The following is a 25,006-nucleotide window of genomic DNA, read 5'->3' on the forward strand; positions in this document are numbered from 1 at the left end:
ATGCAGGACAAGGTTGAAGCAAGCAGCATTACGGCACTGATGGCGGATCTGGGCAAGCGTGCCCGCGCCGCAGCCCGCAAGCTCAGCCTTGCCCCAGAGGAACAGAAGAACCGCGCCCTGCGCGCCATGGCCTCGGCCGTGCGCGAGGCAACGCCCGCGATCCTTGCCGCCAATGCGCAGGACGTGGAGACCATGACCGCCAATGGCCAGACGGCTTCCTTTCTGGACCGCGGCACCCTGACGGTGGAGCGGATCGAGGACATTGCCCAGGCGCTTGAAGCCATTGGCGCCCTGCCCGATCCGGTTGGCAGCGTTATCTCCGCATGGGAGCGCCCCAACGGACTGAAGATCGAGCGCGTGCGCACGCCGCTCGGCGTCATCGGCGTCATTTACGAAAGCCGCCCCAACGTGACGGCCGATGCCGGTGCGCTGTGCCTGAAGGCTGGGAATGCGGTGATCCTGCGCGGCGGGTCCGATACGCTGCAGTCAAACCTTGCCATTCATGCCGCCTTGCAGAAGGGGCTGGAAGCGGCCGGTCTGCCCGGCGATGCCATCCAGCTTGTGCCGGTGGCGGACCGCGATGCCGTCGGCGAAATGCTGAAAGGCCTTGGCGGCAATGTGGACGTGATCGTGCCGCGTGGCGGCAAGAGCCTTGTCGCACGCGTGCAGAATGATGCCCGCGTGCCCGTATTCGCGCATCTGGAAGGCATTGTGCACATCTTCCTCGACAAGGCGGCAGATCCGGCCAAGGCAACGGATGTGATCGTCAATTCCAAGCTGCGCCGCACTGGCATCTGCGGCGCGCTGGAGACCCTGCTGGTCGACCGCGCCATCGCCGGTGACCTGCTGCCCGGCATCATCGCCGCGCTTCAGGACAAGGGCTGCGAGGTGCGGGGCGATGCAGAGGTGCAGCACCTGTGCCCCGGCACGATTGCAGCAACGGACGAGGACTGGACGACGGAGTACCTCGACAAGATCCTCTCCGTGCGCATCGTTGGCGGGCTGCATGAGGCAATCGAACATATCGAGACTTATGGCTCACATCACACCGACTGTATCCTGACTGAGGACGAGGAGGCAGCACGCCGTTTCTTTGCCGAGGTGGATTCGGCTATCGTGCTGCACAATGCCTCTACCCAGTTTGCCGATGGTGGCGAGTTCGGCATGGGCGCGGAAATCGGTATCGCTACGGGCCGCATGCATGCACGCGGGCCTGTGGGCGTCGAGCAGCTGACCTCTTTCAAATACCGCGTGCACGGCAAAGGCCAGCTTCGCCCGTAACGGACCATTGACGTGACATCATCCGCCACCGGCCGGTTCGAGGCCGATCCCCGCTGGACCAGACTGCCGCATGCTGAGCCGGGCAACCGGATCGGCCTTTTCGGCGGTTCGTTCAATCCGGCGCACTCCGGGCACCGCCTTGTGGCAGAAACGGCGCTGAACCGGCTGAAGCTGGATCAGGTCTGGTGGCTGGTGACACCCGGAAACCCGTTGAAGGATCATTCGGACCTAGCGCCCCTGAGCCAGCGGCTGGAACAGGCTGCGGCCCTTGCGCGCCATCCGCGCATGAAGGTGACGGCCATTGAAGCGCGGCTGCGCACAGCCTATACGGCTGAGACGCTGGCGCGGTTGAAGGGCCTGCGGCCAGATCTTTCCTTCGCATGGATCATGGGAGCGGACAATCTCGCCAGTTTCCACCGCTGGCAGGACTGGCGGGGAATTCTCAATCAGGTCACCGTTGCCGTGGTCAACCGCCCCGGCGCGTCCCTGTCACCTCTCTTTGCACCAGCCGCACGGGCCTATGCCCGTTACCGGCTGGCGGAAGTGGATGCGCCACTGGCGCTGTCCATGAAGCCGCCGCACTGGGTGTTTCTCCATGCGCCGCTGGATCCGGTCTCCTCAACAGCCCTGCGCGCCAGACAGAAGGAAGCGCGCTGAGACGGCAAAGAATTAACACTGACACGGCATGTGTCTTGAAAATGACAGATATGAAGCACTATTCTTGGGGCAGATGGCAGATCCAGGGTCTGAAACTCTGCCGTCCTTGTGGTGCGAAACGGGGATGCCCGGGCATCCCTATCCAACCTGTGGCGAAAGGCGAAACACCTGAGCATGACCTTGCACTCCGGAGAGGCACACGTGTCCTCTCCCACTCAGCCGTCTTTGGACGTAGCTCCCAAAGGCAAACTGATCGACGCGATCCTTTCCAGTCTCGACGCTTCGAAAGCGGAAGAGATCGTCTCCCTCGACATCGCGGGCAAAAGCTCGCTGGCCGATTTCATGGTGATCGCCTCCGGGCGTTCGCACCGGCATGTTGGCGCCATCGCCGACCATCTGCTGCGTGACATCAAGGAATTGGGCTTCGGCAATGCCCGTATCGAAGGCCAGACCCACTGTGACTGGGTGCTGATCGACGCCGGTGACGTGATTGTCCACGTCTTCCGTCCGGAAGTCCGCGGCTTCTACAATCTTGAGAAGATGTGGTCCGCCGACGCGAACGACGTGCAGTAAGGCCAAAGCTGACCCGGCCAGATGCGTGAAAGGCATCTGGCCTGACGGTCTCTGGAGCTCCCGGCATCAGGCGCCGGGGGAACGGAAATCATGCGCTATGTCATTGCGGCTGTCGGCCGCATGAAATCCGGTCCGGAGCGCGAGCTGCTGGACCGCTACGTCGACCGTGCCCGCAAGACGGGCCGGGCCCTTGGCGTGACTGCGGTTGATGTCACCGAAACAGTGGAAAGCCGCGCCCAGCGCAGCGAGGACCGCAAGGCGGAAGAGGCGCAGGTGCTCCTCTCCGGCCTGCATCCCCGTGCAAGGCTGATTGCCCTCGATGAAACCGGCAAGACGATGAACAGCCCTGCATTCGCGGACGTTCTGCGCGGCTGGATGGACGAGGGCAGTCCCGAGATCGTGCTGGCCATCGGTGGTGCGGACGGACATGGCGCTGACCTGCTGGCCCGGGCCGACCTGAAGCTTGCATTTGGTGCCATGACATGGCCGCATCAGATCGTGCGCATCCTGGTTGCCGAGCAGGTTTACCGGGCCCTGACCATCCAGTCCGGCCACCCCTATCACCGGGTTTGAGCACAGGTTGCCTTACAGCTTCGCGCAAGATGACAAAATGATAATCTGCGCGGGCTTTTCCAGCCCGGATCCCGCCGCATTTACGCTCTAGTTTCCCTGCTGTGGAGCGTTCAGGACGGTAAACGCTTCGTTAATGACAAGGCCGCATCCTCGTCTCAAATATCTCACTGCTCCAGAAGAATCATTCTGGGGTCCGGGATATGGCAAGACAGGTGCCTCCGGCACATCTGACAGGACTATCGTGGTGCAGCCCTTGCGAATGGCGGGAAGCAGCAAAGCCTTTCAGTCACGGCGCCCTTTGGCGCTGGCGGGTTTGCTTGCCCTCATGTCCGCACTGCCGCATGCTGCAGCAGCCCAAACCGCAACAGCGGTGGAAGCCACCGTTTCCGGCCCCGCAGCAGAAGTCCTGAAGCGCAAGCTGGAGCGCGAAGCGGAACTGGCTGCCCTGTCGCGGGATATCGAGCTGTCCTCGGGACGCCAGCAGGAAATCGAGCAGGAAATTGCCTCGCTCGACAGGGACAGCGAATCCCTGACCAATTCGATCCTGAGCACGGCCGGGCGAGATCAAGGGGCTTGAAGGCAACATTGCCGATACAGAGCGTCGGCTGGAGCGGCTGACGGCCAATGAGGACACCGTGCGCGCCTCCCTGTGGCAGCGCCGGGGCACGCTGGCTGAAGTGCTGGCTTCGCTGCAGCGGATCGGCCGCCGTCCGCCGCCTGCTCTGGTGGTGCAGCCGAGTGACGCCCTTGCCGCCGTGCGCAGCGCGATCCTGCTCAATGCAGTGATGCCGGGCCTGCGCATCGAAGCCGAGGCTCTGGCCTCCGATCTTGAGGAACTGAACCGCCTCAAGTCCGGCATTGTCGCCGAAAAGGACAGGCTGCGGGCGGATGCCACACGCCTGGCAGAAGAGAAATCACGTCTGGAACTGCTGATGGCCGCCAAGCGGCAGGAACGGGACAAGACAGCCGGTGAACTGGCGGCAGAACGCCAGAAAGCGCAAGAACTGGCTGCGAAGGCAGGTTCTCTCAAGGAATTGATCGCCTCGCTGGAGAACGAAATCGAGAGCGCGCGCAAGGCCGCAGAGGCAGCGGCAGCCGCAACGGCGCTGCGCCAGAGTGGCCAGCAGCCTTCGAGAACCGCGCCTCTCGACCCCGGCCGCCTGAGCCCGGCGATTGCGTTCGCCGACACAAAAGGCCTGCTGGCACGGCCAGTTGCCGGCGATCTGCTCAAGGACTACGGCCAAAGCGACGACTACGGCGGACAGACGGAAGGCCAGACCTTCTCCACCCGTCCAGGCGCGCAGGTGACTGCCCCCGGTGACGGATGGGTGGTCTATTCCGGCCCCTTCCGGTCCTTCGGCCAACTCTTGATCCTGAACGCAGGCGACGGTTATCATGTACTGCTTGCCGGAATGGACAGGATCGACGTCGAACTGGGGCAGTTTGTTCTTGCCGGAGAGCCTATCGGTGTGATGGGCTCCACCCAGTGGGCGAGTGCTTCGACCTATGGCTTGGGATCGACCAGCCCGGTCCTATATGTTGAATTCAGAAAAGATGGCAGTGCGATTGACCCCACCCCTGGTGGGCCAGCACAGAGGAAGAAAAGGCTCGCGGATGATACGGAAAGCTTCTCTGCTGTTCACTGGCGCACTGATCGGCGCTGTAGCGGTAACATCCTTTTCAAACCTGCCCATTCGCCTGAGCGGTGACGCAAATGCAGCGGCTTCGGACACGTACCGTCAACTGAACCTGTTTGGTGACGTATTCGAGCGGGTGCGCTCGGATTATGTCGAGGTGCCGGATGATGCCGAGCTGATCGAATCTGCGATCAATGGCATGCTGACCTCGCTGGATCCCCATTCCAGCTACATGCCGCCGAAGGCTTTCCGCGACATGCAGGTGCAGACACGCGGCGAGTTTGGCGGCCTCGGCATCGAGGTGACGATGGAGGAAGGCCTCGTGAAGGTCGTGTCTCCCATTGATGACACCCCCGCTGCCAAGGCAGGCCTGATGGCCGGTGACTTCATCGTGCAGATCGACGGCGAGCAGGTGCAGGGCCTGACGCTGAACGAGGCGGTCGAAAAGATGCGCGGCCCGGTCAACACCCAGATCAAGGTCTCCATCCGCCGTGAAGGACGCGCCGAGCCTTTCGACGTGACACTGACCCGCGACACCATCCGCATCCGCTCCGTCCGCTGGCGTGAAGAAGGTGACGTCGGCTACATCCGCGTCACCCAGTTCAACGAGCAGACCTATGACGGGCTGCAAAAAGCCATCGACGAAATCTCCACCAAGATCGGTGGTGACAAGCTGAAGGGCTATGTGCTGGACCTGCGCAACAACCCGGGCGGCCTTCTGGACCAGGCAATTGCCGTTTCTGACGCGTTCCTTGACCGGGGCGAGATCGTCTCGACCCGTGGCCGCAATGCAGAAGAAACCCAGCGCTACAATGCCCGCGCCGGAGATCTGACGCGCGGCAAGCCTGTCATCGTGCTGGTGAACGGCGGTTCGGCTTCGGCCTCCGAGATTGTGGCTGGCGCCCTGCAGGATCACCGCCGTGCCACCGTGCTCGGCACCCGGTCCTTCGGCAAGGGCTCCGTGCAGACCATCATTCCGCTCGGCGCGAATGGTGCAATCCGCCTGACCACGGCCCGCTACTACACACCGTCGGGCACTTCGATCCAGGCCAAGGGCATCGAGCCGGACATCGTTTCCCTGCAGGATCTGCCGGAAGACATGAAGGGCCGCGCCGAAACGACCGGTGAGGCCGGCCTGCGCGGCCATCTGTCCTCAGAAAAGCCGGAAGGCGAGGATGTGAAGGAAGAATCCGGCAGCCAGGCCTATGTCCCGGCTGACGCGAAGGATGACAAGCAGCTGAACCTTGCGCTGGATCTTCTGCGCGGCGTGCAGGCCAACAGTGCCTTCCCGCCGGCGTCTGATCAGCAGAAGGCGGCCGTTCCGAACTGATACCGGTTCTCCGGCAGGCCCTTCGTCGCGTGTAGGCTTGCCGGAAATCCGCACTCTCTGAACCAGCAGCAAGCGCCGCGTTCCGTAAACCGGAAGGCGGCGCAAGGACATTGTGGAACGTCATGGCGGCGAAGGACCTCACAGCGCCTTTGGGCATGGGCAAGCGGAAGCTGATCCGTTTGCCGTTCGGGCTCATCGGCATGGGCCTGATTACGGTGGTCATCACCACCGGGCTGCTATGGATGGGCGTGGTGGACGACCCTCTGGGCGGGGAACCCACGGCCGTGTTGCCGCTGGAGCGCACCGTTGAGGGGCTCGCCGCCCGCGACATCGCCGCATTGAGCGTGCAGCAGGATCTGAGTTCCGATCAGGAAGGCGAGGCAGGCAAGGAACCTGCCACCCTGGGGCCCCGCTTCGATGACGAGGCCAACCAGCCAGCCCGAACAGGCGAAGGCCTGTCGACCACACCGGATCAGCGTGTCACGGAGCGCGTCGAGTATGGCTATTTGCCCAAGGTTGGCGGTGATGGCATACGCCCGCTGGACCTGTATGCAAGGCCCCTGTCAGGTGATCTTCTGTCCGCACCGCGCATTGCCGTTGTCATCGGCGGCATCGGCCTGTCGGAAGCAGGCAGCCAGAATGCGCTGAAAAGCCTGCCGCCTGAAATCACGCTGGCTATCGCTCCCTATGCCGCCGCACCCGACCGCTGGATGAAACAGGCACGGGCGGCTGGCCATGAGCTGCTGATGCAGTTGCCGCTGGAACCCTTCGACTATCCGGACAATGACCCTGGCCCCCACACGCTCTTGGTGAGCTTGCGAGGCCCCGAGCTCCTCGACCGCTTGAGCTGGCTTTTATCGCGAACCACGAACTATGCTGGCGTGATCAACACCCAGGGTGGCCGTTTCACCGCAGCCGAGCCCTCGATGCAATTGCTACTGGACCAGATCACTCAACGCGGCCTGATGTATGTGGATGATGGCTCATCCTCGCGCACAGTGGCACCGGCAGCCGCCTCTGCGGCCCGCACCCCTTCAGCCGGGTTGATGTCGTGCTGGATGCCAACCCGCGGGCAGAAGACATCAACAGCCAGCTTCTGCAGCTTGAAGCTCTGGCCCGTGCACGCGGCGTGGCTGTCGCGTCAGGCACGGCCTTGCCCGTTACCGTCAAGATGCTGCAGGAATGGTCGGCAGATCTGGAACGGCGCGGCTTGCAGCTGGTTCCCGTCAGCGCCACCATCGACAGAGCTCCACAAGACTGATACCGGAGAGACCATCCGTTTTTCAGCGGAGGTCAAGCTGCGGATATGTGATAGAGTGTCCCGGCTGACGGTATGTGGAGTAAGACGTGAGCAAGGCCTTGCATGATTTTCCGGGTGCGGGTGCACCCGGCCAGCTGCCCTACCGCCCCTGTGTGGGCATCATGCTTGTCAACCGGGATGGCCGTGTCTGGGCCGGTCACCGGTTCGATCCCAAAGCCGCCCACAAGGGGCGCAAGATCGAGGAAGAATACGCCTGGCAGATGCCGCAGGGTGGCATCGACGCAGGCGAAGATCCGCTGGCAGCAGCCTTCCGCGAGCTCTACGAAGAAACCTCCGTCCGTTCCGCATCACTGATTGCCGAAGCCCCCGGCTGGTTCACCTACGACTATCCGCCGGAAGTGCTTGCCAGCACCCGCCATGGCAAGTACCGCGGGCAGGCCCAGAAATGGTACGCCCTGCGCTTTGAAGGTGAGGACAGTGAGATCAACATCCTCACTCCGCCCAAAGGCCATTCGCAGGAATTTGATGGCTGGCGCTGGGAGGAAGCAGCAAGGCTTCCGGCGCTGATCGTGCCCTTCAAGCGGCATGTCTATGAACAGGTGGTCGATGCCTTCACCAGGCTGGTGCCCGGGATATGAAACAGGGTCAGTTCTGACTGGCTTGACGCTGCAAACATGCCAGCCACTCGCCGCGCACCTCTGCATCTGCCTCAAAGGCGAGACGCTCCTGCGCCAGCACCATGAAGGCCTCCGGCGCAAGCAGCCGCGAAAGGGCCCAGACGGCGGCCCCGCGCACAATCACAGCATCATCACCCAGCAGCGTAACGATCTGTGACAGATGACTGGTATCGCCGCTGTTTCCTGCCGCGATCAGGCAATTGCGGATGAAGCGGTCCCGGCCGATGCGCTTGACCGGAGATCCTGAAAACAGCTGGCGGAAGGCCGGATCATCCAGCTTCAGAAGCGCATCCAGGGATGGCGCCTCCAGATCCGCCCGCGCCTTAAGCTTGGCCTCACGGGCCTCCACGGCAAATTTGTTCCAGGGGCAGGCGGCAAGGCAATCGTCACAGCCATAGATGCGGTTGCCCATGGGTTCACGGAACTCTGCCGGGATGGGTCCGGCGTGCTCGATGGTCAGATAGGAAATGCAGCGGCGGGCGTCGAGCCGGTAGGGCTGCGGGAAGGCGCCTGTCGGACAGGCGGAGAGGCAGGCCCGGCAGGAGCCGCAATGGTCCCGCTCCGGCTCTGCGGCGGACAGATCCAGCGTGGTGAAGATGCTGGCGAGAAAGAACCAAGAGCCAAGCCGCCGCGACACCAGATTGGTGTGCTTGCCCTGCCAGCCAAGACCCGCAGCCTGCGCCAGCGGCTTTTCCATGACCGGCGCCGTATCAACGAAGACCTTCACATCGCCGCCGCCCGCGCGCGAGACGAGAAAGCTCGCCAGCTCCTTCAGCTTGCCCTTGGTGACATCGTGATAATCCCGGTGACGGGCATAGACGGAGATGTTGCCCCGGTCCGGATGGGCGAGGTTTTCCAGCGCATCCCCGGCGGGGCCATAGTTCATGGCCAGCATGATGACAGAGCGCACCTGCGGCCACAGCACGCTGGGGCTGCCGCGCCGGTCCGCTGTCTCCTCCATCCAGCCCATGGTGCCGTGATGGCCATCGGCGAGAAACTGCGCCAGCCGCTGCGGGGCCTGCGGGATGGCGCCGGGCCGGGTGATGGCGAGGTCATCAAAGCCCAGCTGGGCCGCCTTTTCCCTGAGCTGGCTGCAAAGGCGGTCCAGGGCCTTTGCCGAAAGCGCCGGGCTTGAAGGCACAACCGGGCTGTTCCGGCTCTCCGTCAGAAGTCCAGATCCGCGTAGGTCATCGACGGCGGCATGCCGAGCATCTTTTCGCTCAGGAGCGGACGGAAACTCGGACGCGACTTTACCCGCGCATACCAGGCCTTGACGTTTTCCTCGGTGTCCCATGGCACTTCGCCCAGATAATCGGCGCAGGACATTTCTGCGGCGAGCGCGAAATCCGCAAAGCTCAGCCGGTCACCGCCCAGCCATTTGCGTGAAGCCGCAAGATAGCCGAAATAGCGCATATGATGGTGAATATTGGCGCGCGCCACGCGGAGAATGGCCGAATCCGGCTCACCGCCCCCACGGAACGGGGCATATCCTGCTTGTAGATACGCTCGCGCACGAAATGGCCCACAACCTCGTCGTCGAACTTGCGCAGGCCCCATTCGACCAGACGCCGGGTTTCGGCGCGCAGTTCCGGGTGATCTGGCATCAGCCGCCGGTCACCCATCGCATAGCCGCGCGTTTCATCGAGATATTCCATGATGGCATAGGGGCCGCAGACCGGCGTGCCGCCGTTCTCGACCAGAACCGGCACAGTCCCTGCCGGATTGAGCATCAGGAATTCCCGGCGCCGTTCCCAGGGGTTGAGCGTGTGCATCTCGTAATTTGCGCCGTACTCACCGAGGATGAGACGCACAAAACGGGAAGACGGCGAGAACGGATGGTGATAAAGCGTGAGCATTCAGTGATTTGGACCTTCAGCGCCGGGTGCCCCCAAGCGCCCGTCACAACTCTAGTAGGATATGGTTAGCATCCTCTTGCTGCCGCCCTCTTTTCCCGCGAGACAGCGCGCTCGCATAGATCATGCCCCGCAGCGGGATTCAATAGGCTCTCAACAGGTCTTTTCAGGAGTTCATTTGCGATGACAAGCGATACGATCATCAGTGCCTTCATTCTGGGCATCGTCGAGGGCCTGACGGAGTTCATCCCGGTATCCTCCACCGGTCACATTCTGCTGCTCGGGCATTTTCTGGGTTTCGAGAACACGGGCCGCACCTTCGAGGTGCTGATCCAGCTTGGCGCCATCCTCGCCATCCTCAGCGTCTATTTCGGGCGGCTTTGGTCTATCGCAACAGCCCTGCCGCACGACCGGCGTGCCCAGCGCTTTGTTACGGGCATTCTTCTGGCCTTCCTGCCGGCCGCCATCATCGGCGTGCTAGCACATGGCTTCATCAAGACGGTGCTGTTTGAATCGCCCATGCTGATCTGCACCACGCTGCTGCTGGGCGGTATCGTACTGCTGGTGATCGACAGGCTGCCGCTGAAGCCGCGCTATCACAACGTCATGGATTATCCGCTGCCGCTGTGCCTTGCCATCGGCTTCTTTCAGTGCCTTGCCATGGTGCCGGGTGTTTCGCGCTCCGGTTCCACCATCGTTGGATCGCTGCTGATGGGCACGGACAAGCGCTCTGCGGCTGAGTTCTCGTTCTTCCTCGCCATGCCGACCATGGCAGGCGCCTTTGCCTATGATCTTTACAAGAACCGGGATGCGCTTTCGATGGACGATGCCGCGCTCATCAGCATCGGCTTTGTCACGTCCTTCGTGGCGGCTGTCTTTGTGGTGCGCAAGCTGCTGGACTTCGTGTCCCGCCACGGCTTCGCCCCCTTCGCCTGGTGGCGCATTGCCGTTGGCCTTGCCGGTTTTGCCGGTCTCTATTTCTTCGGATAAGCGGCTCATACCAACACTCGATGAGCTTGCCTCATTGCGTGTTGGCCAAGCACGTGCAGCGCATGAGCAATTTTAAGGCGTGATGCGTCAGCATCTAAAGCCTTGGTATCAAGCCTCAGGCAATGCCAGAGGCTCTCAATGCCGCCGTCATGGCAGCCGCGCCAATGACGATGACGGGAAACGGTGCCCGCAGCAGATAAAGCCCAAGACCGGCGGCAACACCTGCCGGTCTTGCCCAGCCCGCGAATGCGGCGCCATCCAGCAGCGCGGAACTGGCCATCAGCGACACCAGCATCACCACGGCAGCCGCCTGAAACAGCTGCTGCATGCCGCCGGAGAGCACCAGCCGTCCATGCAGCAAAGGCCCCGTGGCACGGAAGGCAAAGGTGCCCGCTGCCAGCGCCAGAATGGCGGCAAGCGGCATCAGGTTCTCAGTCATTTGCGCAATCCCCTGCCAGTTCACGGGCTGACGCGTCCCGACGCGGCCTGCGAATGAAAACGACCAGCCCGCCAAGCGCTGCCAGCACCGGGACACCTGCGGGCAGAACCGGCGTCAGTGCAAAGGCAATGGCCGCACCGAGGCCGGCGGCAAGCCGCAGCCGTGCGTCTTTCAGGGCTGGCAGAACCAGCGCCAGAAGCACGGCCGGAAAGGCCGCATCAAGGCCCAGCGCCGACGCATCCCCCACTGCCTGCCCGAGCACGGCCCCGGCGATTGTCCCCATGTTCCACAGGATGTAGAGGCCCACGGCGCAGGCCCAGTAAAGCGCACGGGCGCGCTCCGGATTGCTGTCCTTCAACGAAAAAGCCAGTGCCTCGTCGGTGAGAAGATGCGAGCCGACAAGCTTCTGCAGCAGCCCGCCGCGCAGGAGACCTGCCACTGAAAAGCCGAAGGGGAGATGCCGCGCGTTGAGCACCAGTCCAGCCAGAACCGCCGCAACCGGTCCCCCGCCCGCCAGCACCACCCCCACCGCTGCAAACTGCGAAGCACCGGCGAAAACGATGGTAGACATGGCCAAAGGCACCCAGAACGGCAATCCGCCGCCCGTCGCTATGGCCCCGAAGGAAACACCGGCGATGGTGGTTGCGCCGCAAACCAGCAGCACGTCCATCCAGTCGCGGCGCGTGAGTGTTTGAAATATCGTCCGCATGTGCGATAAAATGGACAACAACAGATCGTTCGTCAAGACGAACAATCGTTCGATATCAAGAACATTCAAGAGACGCGAAAGCCCCGCATGACCGACACCGCCGAAGCCCTCAGGCAATGGATTGGCATTGCCCTCAAGACCGAGCGGGAAAAGGCGGGACTGAGCCTCAGCGAACTGGCACGACGGGCCGGTCTTTCGAAGTCCACACTGTCTCAGCTGGAAGCAGGCAGCGGCAATCCGGGCATTGAAACCCTGTGGATGCTGGCGGTGGCGCTGAACATTCCCTTCAGCCGCCTTGTGGACCGGCCGGAGCGCACCACACGCCTTGTGCGGGCGGGCGAAGGCTCCGCGACGTTTTCCGAAGAAGCCGCCGTCCGTGCGACGCTTCTGTCCACTGGCAGCAATGGCGTTCGGCGGGACATCTACCGGATGGATCTCGAACCCGGCCGTGCGCGCCGCTCTCCAGCGCATATTGCCGGCACGACGGAACATGTGCTGGTCGCAACCGGGCGTGCCCGTGTTGGCCCGGAGGCGGAGACCGAGGAACTCTCGCCCGGCGATTATTACGCCTACCCCGGCGATACGGCCCATCTCTATGAAGCCCTTGAGCCCGGCACGGTGCTAATGCTGGTGATGGAGCACGCGTGACATGAAGGCCGCGCAGCGTCCTCCGGTCCTAACGCTTTTTTCGCTTCCCCTGCGGTAGAACATGGCATCCGGCGCGGTGTGCGCCGCAGTCATGAAGGGGACCTTCCGTGCAAGGGCAGCTTTCGATTTTCCGTCATCTGCTGGCCGCCGCCAGCTTCTGCGCAGCCATTTTCGCCGTGGCGCCCGCAGCTCACGCCGCAGATAACGGCCCTGTCTCCGTCGAACAGGGCGTGAGCTACGAATATCTCGACCGCTGGGACGTGGACAAGCTGAACGAAATCCTGACCAAGGATACGCCCGCCTTTGCCGGTATCACCGAGACCTACACTCCAGCCCGCAATGCGGTGAAGCTCTACCGGGTCACCTATCCGTCCGTGATCCCGGAGCGCGGCAACAAGCCGACCGTCGCCACCGGCCTGCTTGCCGTTCCGGACGTTGAAGGCAGCAGCTTCCCCTCGTGTCCTACCAGCACGGCACGGTCTACCTGAAGCAGCAGGTGCCGTCCTATCCGGATCAGTCGCCGGAAACCCAGCTGATGATCGCCCAGTTCGCCGGGCAGGGCTATCTGCTGATCGGTGCGGACTATTTCGGCCTCGGCGATTCGCCCGAGACGGAAGGCTACATGGTCAAGGCCAGCCACCAGCAGGCCACCTATGACATGCTTACCGCCAGCCAGTCCGTGCTCAAGGCCATGAAGCTGGAAGACAGCAAGCTGTTCCTCGCCGGCTGGTCGCAGGGTGGCTATGTCACCATGGCCATGGTGCAGAAGCTGGAACAGGCCGGCGTGCCCGTCACGGCAGCGGCCACTGCCAGCGCGCCCATCGACATTTTCGCGGCCCTCAACGGCTTCCTGAATTTCCCGCGCAAGTTCGATGCGGATTGGGTCAACAGCCTGTTCATTCTGTCGTCCTTCTCTTACGAGCACTACTATGGCCTGCCCGGCCTCGCCCGTTCGATGATCGCGGAGGAGTATTATGACGTGGCGCAGAAGGCCTATCTGCGCGAGCCCATTGATCCGTCCACGATCCCGGGCGACCTGCACAAGCTGCTGAAGCCGGAATATTTCGACACCCAGTTCTTCGCCGCCTCCGCCTTTGGACGCCTTGCGGCACAGAACGAAGTCTTCCGCTGGATCTACAAGACCCCCGTGCGCAACTATTACGGCGAAACGGACGAAGCTATCTCCACCGGGATCGGCCGCATGGCCATGACCTATCAGCAGGCCATCGGCGCCGGAAACCCGGCTGTGGAAGCCGTCTCCACCGGTGACACCACCCACCGCGGCACCTTCGCCCGCGCCACCCCGCAGTGGAAGGCCTGGTTCGACGGGCTGTGAGGGCGTTTCCGCCTGCATATTGACCAATGCTTGATTGGCCACTCCCAACAACGCCACACGGCATTGTTGGGAGTGGCAAGGGACCTGAACGAAACAACGGTTTCATCCCCCGGCGCGGATTTTCCCCTTCCCGCTTGACGGCATATAGTTGCATTTGCAATCAATTGCATTTCCAGTCCGCCTTGGGAGGGGCTTATGGGCCGCGTTGTCCTTCACACCTATTTCCGCAGTTCCACGTCCTTCCGGGTGCGCATTGCGCTGGCGATGAAGGGCATTGCCTATGAGCCGGTGTTCCACCACCTGCGCCTCGGCAAGCACCGGGAGCCCGGATATCTTGCCGTCAACCCGCAAGGGCTTGTGCCCACGCTGGAATGGAGCGACGGCACGGTGCTGAGCCAGTCGCTGGCCATTATCGAGTTTCTGGACGAGATGGTGCCCGAGCCCCGGCTGCTGCCGGAGGATGCCAGAGGCCGGGCGCGGGTGCGGATGCTGTCGCAGATGATTGCCTGCGACATTCACCCGGTGAACAACCTGCGCATTCTCAACGCCCTGCGCAGCCGCTTCGGCGCTGATGATGCGGCTGTCGCGGACTGGTTCCGCACATGGGTGGCTGAGACCTTTGGCCCGCTGGAGGCGCTGCTGGCGCAGAGCCCGGAAACAGGCCGCTTCTGCCACGGCGATGCGGTGACCATGGCCGATCTCTGCCTTGTGGCACAAGTGGCCAACAATGGCCGCTTCGGCGTGGACATGAGCCCCTATCCGGTGATCTCCCGCATCCACGCCGCCGCCATGGAGCTCCCCGCCTTCACCGCTGCCGCGCCGCAGAATCAGCCTGACGCGGAATAGGTGCCTGCCCATCCCAACGCCAGTCTGCCCCTGAAAAACAGGTGATGCCGCCGACATGCCGGACCTCAGGTGCGCAGGTGCTGAAGTCCAGCGCTCCGGCAAGAAGCCCGCGCCCGGTTCCGGTCAGTTCCACCTGTGCCTTGCCCCACTCCCCTTGCATCGGGTCATCACGAAACCGCAGCGGCGGATCGCCCGCCCGCGACAGCCGCAACAGCAGGGCAAGGAACATGAGGTCTCCGAAGAACGGCAGTGGATCGATCCCGGTCATGAACCCGTGGAAGACACGGCCCCATGTCTGCGCCCCATCTGCGATGAGCTGCAGCGCTGCCCGCTCGCTGAAGCCCAGGCCGGAAGCCAGATCGGGCAATTCCGCCAGATGCCTGCGGATGGCGCCTGCGAGGAAGGGAAGTGCGGGCGAGGGACTGTCCGCCTGTGCCATCAGCGCCAACGGGTCAGAAGCTGCCAGCGCCGCACGCGCCGCCAATCCCACGGCAAAGGCCGGTTCAGGCACTTGCCGGCGGGCCGCGAAGACATGGCGCAGCGCAGCAGGCGCGAGCTGACCAAGACCGATGAAGTGCTGCAGGCCGGGATAGCGGTCCAGTGCCACCATCTCCACCTTGCGGCGCGGCAATGGCGCAAGCCGGGCCAGAATATCGGCAAGACAGAACTGGTCATACGGATCATGTTCAAACCAAAGGACGATCCGCGCAAATTCCGTCATGCGCGACAGCATGGCTTCACTGGCAGCCATCCGCTGCCTTGCATCCTCAGCCGTCACACCCGGATACGTGCTGCCAAGATATGCCACACGGGCCGGAAGGTGATCTGCCCCCATGCGCACCGGCCCGTCGCACAAGGGATCGTCATGGCAGAGGAACTCCCCTCAAATCCGGCCTGCCGCAGACTGGCTTCGATGTCATGCCCACAGCGGATATGCAGTGTAGGCAGATCTCCGTCCGGAGCAGGCGCGCCGTGGCGAATGGCGTTGCAGGCCGCATCAAGACCCGTGACATGGGCTTTGAGCGCAGGCCAGCTGGGCAGGCCTGCCTCACGGGCGATGACCAGCTGTGCATCGGCAAGCTTCGCTCGCGCCGGATCAAGCCGGGCAGCCCGGGGATGATGCGCCTGCAGGCGCGCCAGCGCTGCAGAATTGCCCGCATGCAGCCCGTCACGCAGCCGCTTGGCTTCGCGCTTCTGGCGGTCAAGATTGAGGGAAAGGTCGGCCTCACTCAAAAGGACGGCCGAAGGGGAACCAGATTCACCGGTCATGGGGACTCCTCACTCGTCAGAACGGTGTCCGCAGGACCGAAGGGAGCGGGAATCAGGATGGCATAAGCAATGCGCAACGCATGAGTGCTGACGAAACGTCTTTCCGCGGACCGGAGGCACGCACTGGAGCCAGACCAAACCCTAGCGCTCTCATAGGAACGCGGCAAGCCCCCAGAAACGCAAACGGCGCCCGGTGGGGGCGCCGTGCATCTTCAAAAGCTCAGAAAACCCGTCAATCAGGCGATCGACTGGCCGGTCTTGGCCCAGTCGGCCAGGAAGGTTTCAAGGCCCTTGTCGGTCAGCGGATGCTTGACCAGCGCCTTCAGCGTTGCCGGGGGAATGGTGGCAACGTCGGCACCGGCGATGGCGCAATCCTTGACGTGGTTGATGGTGCGGATCGACGCAGCCAGGATTTCGGTCTGGAAGCCGTAGTTGTCGTAGATCACCCGGATCTCACGGATCAGCTCCATGCCGTCGATGTTGATGTCATCGAGGCGGCCGATGAAGGGCGAGATGTAGGTGGCGCCAGCCTTGGCAGCCAGCAGCGCCTGCGTGGCAGAGAAGCACAGGGTGACGTTGGTCTTGTGACCGGCAGAGGTCAACGCCTTGCAGGCCTTGAGGCCGTCCATGGTCAGCGGCAGCTTGATGACGACGTTGTCGGCAATGGCGGCCAGCACCTTGGCTTCGCGCATCATGCCTTCATAGTCGGTGGCGGCCACTTCGGCGGACACGGGGCCCTTGGTGATCTTGCAGATCTCGGCAATGACCTCCTTCATCGGGCGGCCGGCCTTCATCACAAGCGACGGATTGGTGGTGACGCCATCGAGCAGGCCGGTGGATTCCAGCTCGGCGATCTCGGCGGTGTCTGCGGTATCGACAAAGAATTTCATGCGAGTATCCACTCCCCTTGCGCCCGGCTTGCCCTCTGGGGCAATCAGGCATGAGTTGAGACGCAGGCCATGGAGGATGCCGTGCGTCTGTCCCGTCCCTGCCTCTTTAGCGTAGGATTGCGCCGAGCAACACCCCCGATTCGGAATGTGACAAGCGATTGCGATACGTCCCTCAGCAACTGACCCGGCCTTATGACGCGTGCGGCACGGCCCGCCGCGAAGCGAGGGCCCATGCTGTTTGACGATCTGCCACGCAACCATGAAACCATCGTCAGCGTGCTGGTGCCGGTCGCCGTGCCTGCGCCCTATACCTACAAGGTACCGGCGGAGATGAGCGTGCGTCCGGGTGCGATCGTGCGTGTGCCGCTGGGCCCGCGCGAAGTGGTGGGTGTCGTCTGGGACGTGGAGCCGGAAGCGGGCATCGACCCGCGCAAGCTGAAGTCCATCACCCATGTCTATGACGCCCCGCCGCTGGGCGATGAGCTGCGCCGCTTCATTGACTGGGTGGCGAACTGGACGCTGGCAGCACCGGGCATGGTGGCGCGCATGGTGCTGCGCTCTGAGGACGCGCTGGAGCCGGAAGCCCCGGTGTCTGGCGTCATCCGCGTCGAGGGCGCAGCGCCTGACCGGGCGACGCCAGCCCGCACCAAGGTGCTGGCACTGATGGAAGACGGCCTGGCCTGGACGAAGCCGGGGCTTGCCGCCACGGCGGGTGTCAGCGCCTCCGTTATCGACGGGCTGTTGCAGCAGGGCGTGCTGGAAACCGTGGCGATGACCGCCAATCCCCTGCCCCTGCCGCCGGACCCTGCCTTTGCCCCGCCGCAGCTGACACCTGCCCAGAGTGCCGTCGCTTCAGCGCTTGTGGAGAGCTTTGACAAGGGCGGCGTGGTGTCGCTCATCGACGGCGTTACCGGCTCGGGCAAGACGGAGGTTTACTTCGAGGCAGTTGCAGAAGCCATCCGGCGCGGGCGGCAGGCGGTGATTCTGGTGCCGGAAATCGGCCTGACGGAACAGTTCCTGCGCCGCTTCGAGCAGCGCTTCGGCGTGCCCCCGGCCGAATGGCATTCCGAGATCACGCCGAAGAAGCGCGCCCGCGTCTGGCGCGGCGTGGCGAAGGGCGAGATCCCCGTGGTGGTGGGCGCGCGATCGGCGCTATTCCTGCCCTTTGCCAATCTGGGGCTGATTGTCGTGGACGAAGAACACGACACCGCCTTCAAGCAGGATGACCGGGTGTCCTACAACGCCCGCGACATGGCCGTGGTACGCGGGCATCTGGCACGCTTTCCCGTGGTGCTGGCTTCTGCGACGCCTTCGGTCGAGAGCCGGGTGAATGCGGATACGGGCCGATACGTGCGCCATGTGCTGCCAGAGCGCGCCACGGGCGCTGCCCTGCCGGAACTGGGGCTCATCGACATGCGCACCGAAGGGCCCGAGCGCGGACGCTGGCTGGCGCCTGCCATGATCGAGGCCATCCGCCAGACCTTTGCCGAAAAACATCAGTCGCTCCTGTTCCTCAACCGGCGCGGCTATGCTCCGCTGACGCTCTGCCGTTCCTGCGGTCACCGGTTCCAGTGCGGCCATTGCAGCGCCTGGCTGGTGGAGCACCGGATGAAGGGCAAGCTGGTGTGCCACCACTGCGGCCATCAGGAACCCGTGCCCCGCGCCTGCCCCTCCTGCGGCACTCAGGATGCGCTGGTGGCCTGCGGCCCCGGCGTGGAGAGAATCGCCGAAGAAGTCGAAGGGCTTTTTCCTCAGGCGCGCACTCTCATCCTTTCGTCGGATATCAGCGGCGGCCCGGAGCGGCTGCGGCGGGAAATGAAAATCGTCGAGGACGGCGGAGCCGACATCATCATCGGCACACAGCTTGTCGCCAAGGGCCACAACTTTCCGCTGATGCGGCTCGTTGGCGTGGTGGATGCGGACCTTGGCCTTGCCCATGGCGACCCACGCGCGGCCGAGCGCACCTTCCAGCTTCTGGCGCAGGTAACGGGCCGCGCCGGACGCATGACTGGTGGCGGGCGCGGGTTGCTGCAAAGCTACTCTCCTGATCACCCGGTATTGAAAGCGCTGGTTTCCGCCGACCGCGAGGCCTTTTATCAGGCCGAGATCGAAACACGCCGCGTCACCGGGCTGCCGCCTTTCGGCCGGCTGGCGGCACTGATCATCTCCGGCCCTGAAAAATCTCAGGCAGAAGGGTTCGCCCGCGCCGTGCTGCGCGCCGCACCACCGCACCAGGGGATCACGGTGCTCGGACCGGCCGAAGCGGCGATGGCGCTGGTGCGCGGGCGGCACCGGTTCCGGCTGCTCGCAATGGCGCCGCGTCAGGTGGACCTTCAGGGCTATCTGCGGCACTGGATGAGCCTTGTGCCGCCCGCCCGTGGCGGCTTGCGGCTGCAGATCGATATCGACCCGCAGCAGTTTTTGTGACCGCTGTTGCGCGCTGCGGCAAGATTCCGCGAAAATGCAGCAATTCTGCCCACTGGCAAAGTTGCACACCTCGGTGGGCTGTGTTATTCGAGGCGCGGCTTCTGGGGGTGCGGTTCTGCCGTCAAACCTTATGACCCTGAAAAACCAATAATTTTCAAGGCATTGACTTGGGCTTGCCCCTTGCCGGTGCCAAGAAATGTGTCAGAGAGCTCGGACCTGGTGACTGACAACGTATCTCTCGTATCCGGCGTCGCGAAGCGCTATGCTTCTGCCCTGCTGGACCTTGCCGGGGACGGCGGCGTGACCGCAGACGTCGAGCGTGATCTCAACGCGTTTGAAGGCATGCTTGCCGAAAGCGCGGATCTCGTCCGTCTGGTGCGCAGCCCCGTATTCAGCGCCGATGAGCAGCTTGCGGCTCTGGACGCGCTGCTCACCAAGGCCGGTATCACCGGTCTTGCCGCGAATTTCGTGAAGCTGGCTGCAAAGAACCGCCGCCTCTTCGTTCTTCCCGACATGATCAAGGCCTTCCGGGCGCTTCTCGCAGAGAAGCGTGGCGAGACGACTGCTGAAGTCGTTTCCGCTGCTCCCCTGTCGGATGCGCATGTCGCTGCCCTGAAGGAAGCGCTCTCTGCTTCCACGGGCAAGTCCGTCAAGATCGCCGCGAGCGTTGATCCTGCCCTCATTGGCGGCATTGTCGTCAAGGTCGGCAGCCGCATGATCGACACGTCGCTGCGCACCAAGCTCAATACTCTCAAGTTCGCAATGAAAGAGGTCGGCTGATGGATATTCGGGCCGCGGAGATTTCCGCTATCCTCAAGGACCAGATCAAGGGTTTCGGCCAAGAAGCCGAAGTGTCCGAAGTCGGTCAAGTGCTTTCCGTCGGTGACGGTATTGCGCGCGTTTACGGTCTGGACAATGTCCAGGCCGGTGAAATGGTCGAGTTCCCGGGCGGTATCCGGGGCATGGCGCTCAACCTTGAAACCGACAACGTCGGTGTCGTGATTTTCGGTTCCGACCGCGACATCAAGGAAGGCGACACTGTCAAGCGTACCGGCGCCATCGTGGAAGTCCCGGTTGGCAAGGGCCTGCTCGGCCGCGTTGTCGATCCGCTGGGCAACCCGCTGGACGGCAAGGGCCCGATCGAAGCTGCCGAAATGCGCCGCGTCGACGTCAAGGCTCCCGGCATTCTGCCGCGCAAGTCCGTGCATGAGCCGATGTCCACCGGTCTCAAGGCGATTGACGCCCTGATCCCGATCGGCCGCGGCCAGCGCGAGCTTGTCATCGGTGACCGCCAGACCGGCAAGACCGCGATTCTCCTCGACACCTTCCTCAACCAGAAGCCGCTTCATGAAGGCTCGGACGAGAGCAACAAGCTGTACTGCATCTACGTTGCAGTCGGCCAGAAGCGCTCCACCGTTGCCCAGTTCGTGAAGACCCTGGAAGACAGCGGTGCTCTCGCCTACTCCATCGTCGTCGCCGCGACCGCTTCGGATGCTGCTCCCCTGCAGTTCCTGGCTCCGTTCGCTGGCTGCGCCATGGGCGAGTACTTCCGTGACAACGGCATGCACGCCGTGATCGGTTATGACGACCTGTCCAAGCAGGCCGTGGCTTACCGTCAGATGTCCCTGCTGCTCCGCCGCCCGCCCGGGCGCGAAGCTTTCCCGGGCGACGTGTTCTACCTGCACTCCCGTCTGCTGGAGCGTGCGGCCAAGCTGAACGAGGACAACGGCCTCGGTTCGCTCACCGCGCTGCCGGTCATCGAGACCCAGGCAAACGACGTGTCGGCCTACATTCCGACCAACGTGATCTCGATCACCGACGGTCAGATCTTCCTTGAAACCGACCTGTTCTACCAGGGCGTCCGCCCGGCCGTGAACGTGGGTCTGTCGGTGTCGCGCGTCGGCTCCTCGGCCCAGATCAAGGCGATGAAGCAGGTGGCAGGCCCGATCAAGGGCGAGCTGGCTCAGTACCGCGAAATGGCGGCCTTTGCCCAGTTCGGCTCCGACCTCGACGCCACCACCCAGCGCCTGCTGAACCGCGGTGCACGTCTGGTCGAGCTGCTGAAGCAGCCGCAGTTCTCGCCGCTGAAGACGCAGGAGCAGGTTGCGGTCATCTACGCCGGCGTGAACGGCTACCTGGACAAGATCCCGGTGGAACGCGTTCGCGAGTTCGAGGCTGGCCTGCTGCTCTCCCTGCGTGGTGAGCATGCCGACCTCCTCGACGCCATCTGGCAGAAGAAGGCCCTCGACGATGAGCTGACCGCGCGCCTTCGTGCCGCGATCGAAGCTTTCGCCAAGAGCTTCTCGTAAACCAGAAACGCTGTCGGGATAAGGAGCAGGGGCGGCCATGCCGAGCCTGAAGGACCTAAGAAACCGTATCGCCTCGGTCAAGGCGACGCAGAAGATCACCAAGGCCATGAAAATGGTGGCCGCGGCGAAGCTGCGTCGCGCCCAGGACGCTGCGGAGGCGGCCCGGCCCTATGCGGAACGCATGGAGCAGGTGCTGGCCAACATTGCCGCTGCCTTTGAAGGCCGCGATGATGCGCCGAAGCTGATGACCGGTACGGGGCGCGATCAGGTACATCTCCTGATCGTTGCCACCGCCGAACGCGGCCTGTGCGGCGGCTTCAACTCCTCGATCGCCAAGCTGGCGCGCGAGCGGGCCCGGAGCCTGATTGCACAGGGCAAAGAGGTGAAAATCCTCTGCGTCGGCAAGAAGGGCTTCGATGCCATCAAGCGCGAGCTTGGCAAGTACGTCATCCGCACCATCGAGCTGCGCGGCGTGAAGTCCATTGGCTATACCAATGCGACTGAAATCTCGGACACTGTCTTCAAGATGTTCGAGGCCGGCGAGTTCGACGTCTGCACCCTGTTCTTTGCCGAATTCAAGTCGGTGATCAGCCAGGTGCCGACCGCGCAGCAGCTCATCCCGGCCAAGCTGCCGGAGACGACCAAGGCTGCCGACGGTGCGTCGCTGGTGTACGAGTACGAGCCCGACGAGGCCGCTATTCTCACCGACCTTCTGCCCCGCAACGTGTCGGTGCAGATCTTCCGTGCGCTCCTTGAGAACGCCGCCTCCGAGCAGGGCGCCCGCATGTCCGCCATGGACAATGCGACCCGCAACGCAGGCGACATGATCAAGAAACTGACACTGCGCTACAACCGCCAGCGTCAGGCTCAGATCACCAAGGAACTGATTGAAATCATCTCGGGCGCCGAAGCGCTCTGACCGGATCGAGGATTGAGGGATGGCTGACAATAAAGTCGGACAGATCACCCAGGTCATCGGCGCCGTGGTCGACGTTAAGTTCGACGGCCACCTGCCGCAGATTCTGAACAGCCTGGAAGCGGACAACCAGGGCACCCGTCTGGTGCTCGAAGTTGCCCAGCATCTCGGCGAAAACACCGTTCGCACCATTGCGATGGACTCCACCGAAGGCCTCGTGCGCGGCCAGAAGGTCACCGACACCGGTGCCCCGATTGCCGTGCCGGTTGGCGATGGTACCCTCGGCCGCATCATGAACGTGATCGGCGAGCCGGTTGACGAAGCCGGCCCGATCCCCCATGACGCCAAGCGTGCTATCCACCAGGAAGCTCCGAGCTTCATCGAGCAGTCGACCGAAGCCCAGATCCTGGTCACCGGCATCAAGGTGGTGGACCTGCTGGCTCCTTACGCCAAGGGCGGCAAGATCGGCCTGTTCGGCGGCGCCGGCGTCGGCAAGACCGTTCTGATCATGGAACTCATCAACAACGTCGCAAAGGCGCACGGCGGTTACTCCGTGTTCGCCGGCGTGGGTGAGCGTACCCGTGAAGGCAACGACCTTTACTGGGAAATGATCGAATCGGGCGTGAACAAGAAGGGCGGCGGCGAAGGCTCCAAGGCTGCTCTCGTTTACGGCCAGATGAACGAGCCCCCGGGGCACGTGCACGTGTTGCTCTGACGGGTCTGACCGTCGCCGAGCATTTCCGTGACCAGGGCCAGGACGTGCTGTTCTTCGTGGACAACATCTTCCGCTTTACCCAGGCTGGTTCCGAAGTGTCCGCTCTGCTCGGCCGTATCCCGTCGGCCGTGGGTTACCAGCCAACGCTGGCGACCGACATGGGCACCATGCAGGAACGCATCACCACCACCACCAAGGGTTCGATCACCTCGGTGCAGGCCGTTTACGTGCCCGCCGACGATCTGACCGACCCGGCGCCGGCTTCGACCTTCGCCCACCTCGACGCTACGACGGTTCTCAACCGCTCGATCGCCGAAAAGGGCATCTACCCGGCCGTGGACCCGCTGGACTCGACCTCCCGCATGCTTGACGCCCGCATCATCGGCGACGAGCACTACAATGTAGCCCGTCAGGTTCAGCAGACCCTGCAGCGCTACAAGGCCCTGCAGGACATCATCGCGATCCTGGGCATGGACGAGCTGTCTGAAGAAGACAAGCTGACCGTGGCCCGCGCCCGCAAGATCGAGCGTTTCCTGTCCCAGCCGTTCTTCGTGGCCGAAGTCTTCACCGGTTCGCCGGGCAAGCTCGTCGCCCTCGAAGACACGATCAAGGGCTTCAAGGGTCTGGTCGAAGGCGAATACGATCACCTGCCGGAAGCTGCCTTCTACATGGTTGGCAACATCCAGGAAGCGATCGAAAAGGCCCAGCGCCTGGCTGCTGAAGCTGCCTGATGCGATCTGCCGCTGCCGGAACCCGGCAGCGGCCTGTAACCGGCGGGCGCCCGTGTGGCGCCGCCTCTTGCAGGGCGGCTTTGCCGCCCGCATTGCGACGAACAAAGGACACGCCAGATGGCACAGCCATTTCAGTTTGAGCTTGTCTCCCTGAGCGCCTTCTCCTGTCGGACAAGGTTCTTGAGGTCACCGTTCCCGGCAGCGAAGGCGAGTTTGGTGTCCTGAAGGATCACAGCCCGTTCATGGCCACCATGCGTCCGGGCCTGCTGAAGGTTCGCACCGGCGAAGGAAAGCTGGTCGAGTACTTCGTGCGCGGCGGCTTTGCCGACGTGTCCACCAGCGGTCTCACCGTTCTGGCCGAGCAGGCCATTCCTGTTTCCGAGCTGAAGGCCGACGTCATCGCGCAGCAGGTGCAGGACGCCCGTGAGGACGTTGCCGACGCCCGCGACGATGAGGCCCGCACCAAGGCCGAAGCAACGCTGGCCCAGCTGATCGAAATCCAGGCGGCGCTCAAGGCAGCCTGAGGGTAGCGAACGGTCACGCTCATACCGTATGCATTTCGAAACGCGGTTCTCCGGAGCCGCGTTTTTTGTTTGCCTGATCGCAGCTCAAAGCACACGTCTGGCCAAGAAAAACCCGGCTCAACAGGGAGCCGGGTTGAGAAAGAAAAGACAGCAGGGAGGAAGCTGCCTTGTCTAGAGTCTGCTTGTCTCAGGCCGCAATGCGCTTGAACGCCGGAGCGGACGCGCTCTTGGAACGGCGGCGCTCTTCCGGCGGCATGTAGACCAGCGCACGGTGATCGGTGCAGTAGGACGTGCCGGACTCGACGCGCACATTGCACGGGAACGTGTAGTTACCGCTGTCGCCTTCGGCCCACTTGCAGCGGCCAGGACGCGGGAGGCTCAGAGCATTATCCATCTTCTTTTCCTTCTTGGCGGT

General features: G+C 63.2%; 23 protein-coding genes and 4 pseudogenes. 19 read left to right on the forward strand and 8 right to left on the reverse strand.

The annotated features are described in order from the left end of the window. From ACQB61_RS17295 to ACQB61_RS17335, 9 genes are all read left to right on the forward strand, one after another. Complete coding sequence (locus ACQB61_RS17295) at positions 1 to 1,281, forward strand: glutamate-5-semialdehyde dehydrogenase (RefSeq protein WP_430513629.1); 1,281 nt, start codon at positions 1 to 3, stop codon at positions 1,279 to 1,281. Between the two features lie 12 nt (positions 1,282 to 1,293). Further along, complete coding sequence (locus tag ACQB61_RS17300; protein ID WP_430513630.1) at positions 1,294 to 1,938, forward strand: nicotinate-nucleotide adenylyltransferase; 645 nt, start codon at positions 1,294 to 1,296, stop codon at positions 1,936 to 1,938. Between the two features lie 174 nt (positions 1,939 to 2,112). Beyond that, positions 2,113 to 2,511 carry a ribosome silencing factor gene (rsfS, locus tag ACQB61_RS17305; RefSeq protein WP_430513631.1) on the forward strand — a complete coding sequence of 133 codons (399 nt, stop codon included), beginning with the start codon at positions 2,113 to 2,115 and terminating at the stop codon, positions 2,509 to 2,511. A gap of 90 nt (positions 2,512 to 2,601) precedes the next feature. Next, positions 2,602 to 3,084, forward strand: coding sequence for a 23S rRNA (pseudouridine(1915)-N(3))-methyltransferase RlmH (gene rlmH / locus ACQB61_RS17310; protein ID WP_430513632.1), 483 nt, complete (start codon positions 2,602 to 2,604; stop codon positions 3,082 to 3,084). A 325-nt stretch (positions 3,085 to 3,409) separates the two neighbouring features. Further along, complete coding sequence (locus ACQB61_RS17315) at positions 3,410 to 3,661, forward strand: hypothetical protein (RefSeq protein WP_430513633.1); 252 nt, start codon at positions 3,410 to 3,412, stop codon at positions 3,659 to 3,661. Between the two features lie 58 nt (positions 3,662 to 3,719). Beyond that, positions 3,720 to 4,793, forward strand: a complete 1,074-nt coding sequence (locus ACQB61_RS17320) for a murein hydrolase activator EnvC family protein (protein WP_430513634.1) — start codon at positions 3,720 to 3,722, stop codon at positions 4,791 to 4,793. Then, a complete protein-coding gene (locus tag ACQB61_RS17325; RefSeq protein ID WP_430513635.1) occupies positions 4,699 to 6,051 on the forward strand; it encodes a S41 family peptidase in 1,353 nt (450 codons plus the stop codon). Before ACQB61_RS17320 ends, ACQB61_RS17325 begins: the two co-directional genes overlap by 95 nt. 122 nt (positions 6,052 to 6,173) lie before the next feature. Next, a complete protein-coding gene (locus ACQB61_RS17330; protein ID WP_430513636.1) occupies positions 6,174 to 7,418 on the forward strand; it encodes a divergent polysaccharide deacetylase family protein in 1,245 nt (414 codons plus the stop codon). Next, entirely contained in the window at positions 7,399 to 7,950 is a 552-nt protein-coding gene (locus tag ACQB61_RS17335) for an RNA pyrophosphohydrolase (protein WP_430513637.1), read from the forward strand. The genes ACQB61_RS17330 and ACQB61_RS17335 overlap by 20 nt, the downstream gene beginning before the upstream one ends. 7 nt (positions 7,951 to 7,957) lie before the next feature. Here ACQB61_RS17335 and queG read toward each other — a convergent pair whose 3' ends face one another. Together queG and ACQB61_RS17345 are read right to left on the reverse strand one after the other, a co-directional pair. Continuing rightward, positions 7,958 to 9,130: a tRNA epoxyqueuosine(34) reductase QueG gene (gene queG / locus ACQB61_RS17340; protein WP_430513638.1), complete on the reverse strand. Its 1,173-nt coding sequence runs from the start codon at positions 9,128 to 9,130 to the stop codon at positions 7,958 to 7,960. 23 nt (positions 9,131 to 9,153) lie between these two features. Beyond that, positions 9,154 to 9,845: pseudogene (locus ACQB61_RS17345) on the reverse strand (glutathione S-transferase family protein). A 180-nt stretch (positions 9,846 to 10,025) separates the two neighbouring features. On the opposite strand from ACQB61_RS17345, the gene ACQB61_RS17350 reads away from it, so the two are divergent. Then, positions 10,026 to 10,832 (forward strand): undecaprenyl-diphosphate phosphatase, encoded by an 807-nt coding sequence (locus ACQB61_RS17350; RefSeq protein WP_430513639.1) that lies wholly within the window; start codon positions 10,026 to 10,028, stop codon positions 10,830 to 10,832. A 115-nt stretch (positions 10,833 to 10,947) separates the two neighbouring features. Here ACQB61_RS17350 and ACQB61_RS17355 read toward each other — a convergent pair whose 3' ends face one another. Together ACQB61_RS17355 and ACQB61_RS17360 are read right to left on the reverse strand one after the other, a co-directional pair. Next, entirely contained in the window at positions 10,948 to 11,271 is a 324-nt protein-coding gene (locus ACQB61_RS17355; RefSeq protein ID WP_430513640.1) for an AzlD domain-containing protein, read from the reverse strand. After that, positions 11,264 to 11,998, reverse strand: a complete 735-nt coding sequence (locus tag ACQB61_RS17360; RefSeq protein WP_430513641.1) for an AzlC family ABC transporter permease — start codon at positions 11,996 to 11,998, stop codon at positions 11,264 to 11,266. The genes ACQB61_RS17355 and ACQB61_RS17360 overlap by 8 nt, the downstream gene beginning before the upstream one ends. 69 nt (positions 11,999 to 12,067) lie before the next feature. Here ACQB61_RS17360 and ACQB61_RS17365 point away from each other — a divergent pair, with 69 nt between their 5' ends. The 3 genes and pseudogenes from ACQB61_RS17365 (at position 12,068) to maiA (ending at position 14,810) form a co-directional block, all read left to right on the forward strand. Further along, a complete protein-coding gene (locus ACQB61_RS17365) occupies positions 12,068 to 12,628 on the forward strand; it encodes a helix-turn-helix domain-containing protein (protein WP_430513642.1) in 561 nt (186 codons plus the stop codon). A gap of 107 nt (positions 12,629 to 12,735) precedes the next feature. Then, a pseudogene (locus tag ACQB61_RS17370) lies at positions 12,736 to 13,964 on the forward strand (alpha/beta hydrolase family protein). Between the two features lie 195 nt (positions 13,965 to 14,159). Further along, positions 14,160 to 14,810 carry a maleylacetoacetate isomerase gene (gene maiA / locus ACQB61_RS17375; protein WP_430513643.1) on the forward strand — a complete coding sequence of 217 codons (651 nt, stop codon included), beginning with the start codon at positions 14,160 to 14,162 and terminating at the stop codon, positions 14,808 to 14,810. On the opposite strand, the gene ACQB61_RS17380 is transcribed toward maiA, so the two are convergent. The 3 genes from ACQB61_RS17380 to fsa all read right to left on the reverse strand — a co-directional run bounded on the left by ACQB61_RS17380 (position 14,770) and on the right by fsa (position 16,969). After that, on the reverse strand, positions 14,770 to 15,645 hold the full coding sequence (locus ACQB61_RS17380; protein ID WP_430513644.1) for a hypothetical protein: 876 nt from the start codon (positions 15,643 to 15,645) through the stop codon (positions 14,770 to 14,772). The two genes, maiA and ACQB61_RS17380, sit on opposite strands and share 41 nt — an antisense overlap. After that, complete coding sequence (locus ACQB61_RS17385; protein ID WP_430513645.1) at positions 15,585 to 16,079, reverse strand: hypothetical protein; 495 nt, start codon at positions 16,077 to 16,079, stop codon at positions 15,585 to 15,587. Before ACQB61_RS17385 ends, ACQB61_RS17380 begins: the two co-directional genes overlap by 61 nt. Before the next feature lie 236 nt (positions 16,080 to 16,315). Further along, the gene (gene fsa / locus ACQB61_RS17390; RefSeq protein WP_050473346.1) at positions 16,316 to 16,969 is read right to left on the reverse strand and encodes a fructose-6-phosphate aldolase; all 654 of its coding nucleotides are present in this window, start codon (positions 16,967 to 16,969) and stop codon (positions 16,316 to 16,318) included. A gap of 231 nt (positions 16,970 to 17,200) precedes the next feature. Here fsa and ACQB61_RS17395 point away from each other — a divergent pair, with 231 nt between their 5' ends. The 6 genes and pseudogenes from ACQB61_RS17395 (at position 17,201) to ACQB61_RS17420 (ending at position 24,591) form a co-directional block, all read left to right on the forward strand. Next, on the forward strand, positions 17,201 to 19,396 hold the full coding sequence (locus ACQB61_RS17395) for a primosomal protein N' (RefSeq protein ID WP_430513646.1): 2,196 nt from the start codon (positions 17,201 to 17,203) through the stop codon (positions 19,394 to 19,396). 219 nt (positions 19,397 to 19,615) lie between these two features. Then, positions 19,616 to 20,176, forward strand: coding sequence for a F0F1 ATP synthase subunit delta (locus ACQB61_RS17400; protein WP_430513647.1), 561 nt, complete (start codon positions 19,616 to 19,618; stop codon positions 20,174 to 20,176). Then, on the forward strand, positions 20,176 to 21,705 hold the full coding sequence (atpA, locus tag ACQB61_RS17405) for a F0F1 ATP synthase subunit alpha (RefSeq protein WP_430513648.1): 1,530 nt from the start codon (positions 20,176 to 20,178) through the stop codon (positions 21,703 to 21,705). Before ACQB61_RS17400 ends, atpA begins: the two co-directional genes overlap by 1 nt. A 37-nt stretch (positions 21,706 to 21,742) precedes the next feature. Then, positions 21,743 to 22,624 (forward strand): F0F1 ATP synthase subunit gamma, encoded by an 882-nt coding sequence (locus ACQB61_RS17410; protein ID WP_430513649.1) that lies wholly within the window; start codon positions 21,743 to 21,745, stop codon positions 22,622 to 22,624. Between the two features lie 19 nt (positions 22,625 to 22,643). Next, a pseudogene (gene atpD, locus ACQB61_RS17415) lies at positions 22,644 to 24,067 on the forward strand (F0F1 ATP synthase subunit beta). 117 nt (positions 24,068 to 24,184) lie between these two features. Then, positions 24,185 to 24,591 (forward strand): annotated as a pseudogene (locus ACQB61_RS17420) (F0F1 ATP synthase subunit epsilon). A 187-nt stretch (positions 24,592 to 24,778) separates the two neighbouring features. On the opposite strand, the gene ACQB61_RS17425 reads toward ACQB61_RS17420, so the two are convergent. Then, positions 24,779 to 24,985 (reverse strand): hypothetical protein, encoded by a 207-nt coding sequence (locus tag ACQB61_RS17425; RefSeq protein WP_026355509.1) that lies wholly within the window; start codon positions 24,983 to 24,985, stop codon positions 24,779 to 24,781. Between the last annotated feature and the right edge of the window lie 21 nt (positions 24,986 to 25,006).

The sequence above is a fragment of the Pannonibacter phragmitetus genome, assembly GCF_050510895.1.
Classification (GTDB): domain Bacteria; phylum Pseudomonadota; class Alphaproteobacteria; order Rhizobiales; family Stappiaceae; genus Pannonibacter; species Pannonibacter phragmitetus_B.

What these genes read in the sequence shown, in the direction of transcription:
- ACQB61_RS17295 (WP_430513629.1), top strand. Translation starts at nt 1, where the DNA reads ATGCAGGACAAGGTTGAAGCAAGCAGCATTACGGCACTGATGGCGGAT.
- rsfS (WP_430513631.1), top strand. Translation starts at nt 2,113, where the DNA reads ATGACCTTGCACTCCGGAGAGGCACACGTGTCCTCTCCCACTCAGCCG.
- rlmH (WP_430513632.1), top strand. Translation starts at nt 2,602, where the DNA reads ATGCGCTATGTCATTGCGGCTGTCGGCCGCATGAAATCCGGTCCGGAG.
- ACQB61_RS17315 (WP_430513633.1), top strand. Translation starts at nt 3,410, where the DNA reads ATGTCCGCACTGCCGCATGCTGCAGCAGCCCAAACCGCAACAGCGGTG.
- ACQB61_RS17325 (WP_430513635.1), top strand. Translation starts at nt 4,699, where the DNA reads ATGATACGGAAAGCTTCTCTGCTGTTCACTGGCGCACTGATCGGCGCT.
- ACQB61_RS17330 (WP_430513636.1), top strand. Translation starts at nt 6,174, where the DNA reads ATGGCGGCGAAGGACCTCACAGCGCCTTTGGGCATGGGCAAGCGGAAG.
- ACQB61_RS17350 (WP_430513639.1), top strand. Translation starts at nt 10,026, where the DNA reads ATGACAAGCGATACGATCATCAGTGCCTTCATTCTGGGCATCGTCGAG.
- ACQB61_RS17355 (WP_430513640.1), bottom strand. Translation starts at nt 11,271, where the DNA reads ATGACTGAGAACCTGATGCCGCTTGCCGCCATTCTGGCGCTGGCAGCG.
- ACQB61_RS17365 (WP_430513642.1), top strand. Translation starts at nt 12,068, where the DNA reads ATGACCGACACCGCCGAAGCCCTCAGGCAATGGATTGGCATTGCCCTC.
- maiA (WP_430513643.1), top strand. Translation starts at nt 14,160, where the DNA reads ATGGGCCGCGTTGTCCTTCACACCTATTTCCGCAGTTCCACGTCCTTC.
- ACQB61_RS17380 (WP_430513644.1), bottom strand. Translation starts at nt 15,645, where the DNA reads ATGGGGGCAGATCACCTTCCGGCCCGTGTGGCATATCTTGGCAGCACG.
- ACQB61_RS17385 (WP_430513645.1), bottom strand. Translation starts at nt 16,079, where the DNA reads ATGACCGGTGAATCTGGTTCCCCTTCGGCCGTCCTTTTGAGTGAGGCC.
- fsa (WP_050473346.1), bottom strand. Translation starts at nt 16,969, where the DNA reads ATGAAATTCTTTGTCGATACCGCAGACACCGCCGAGATCGCCGAGCTG.
- ACQB61_RS17395 (WP_430513646.1), top strand. Translation starts at nt 17,201, where the DNA reads ATGCTGTTTGACGATCTGCCACGCAACCATGAAACCATCGTCAGCGTG.
- atpA (WP_430513648.1), top strand. Translation starts at nt 20,176, where the DNA reads ATGGATATTCGGGCCGCGGAGATTTCCGCTATCCTCAAGGACCAGATC.
- ACQB61_RS17410 (WP_430513649.1), top strand. Translation starts at nt 21,743, where the DNA reads ATGCCGAGCCTGAAGGACCTAAGAAACCGTATCGCCTCGGTCAAGGCG.
- ACQB61_RS17425 (WP_026355509.1), bottom strand. Translation starts at nt 24,985, where the DNA reads ATGGATAATGCTCTGAGCCTCCCGCGTCCTGGCCGCTGCAAGTGGGCC.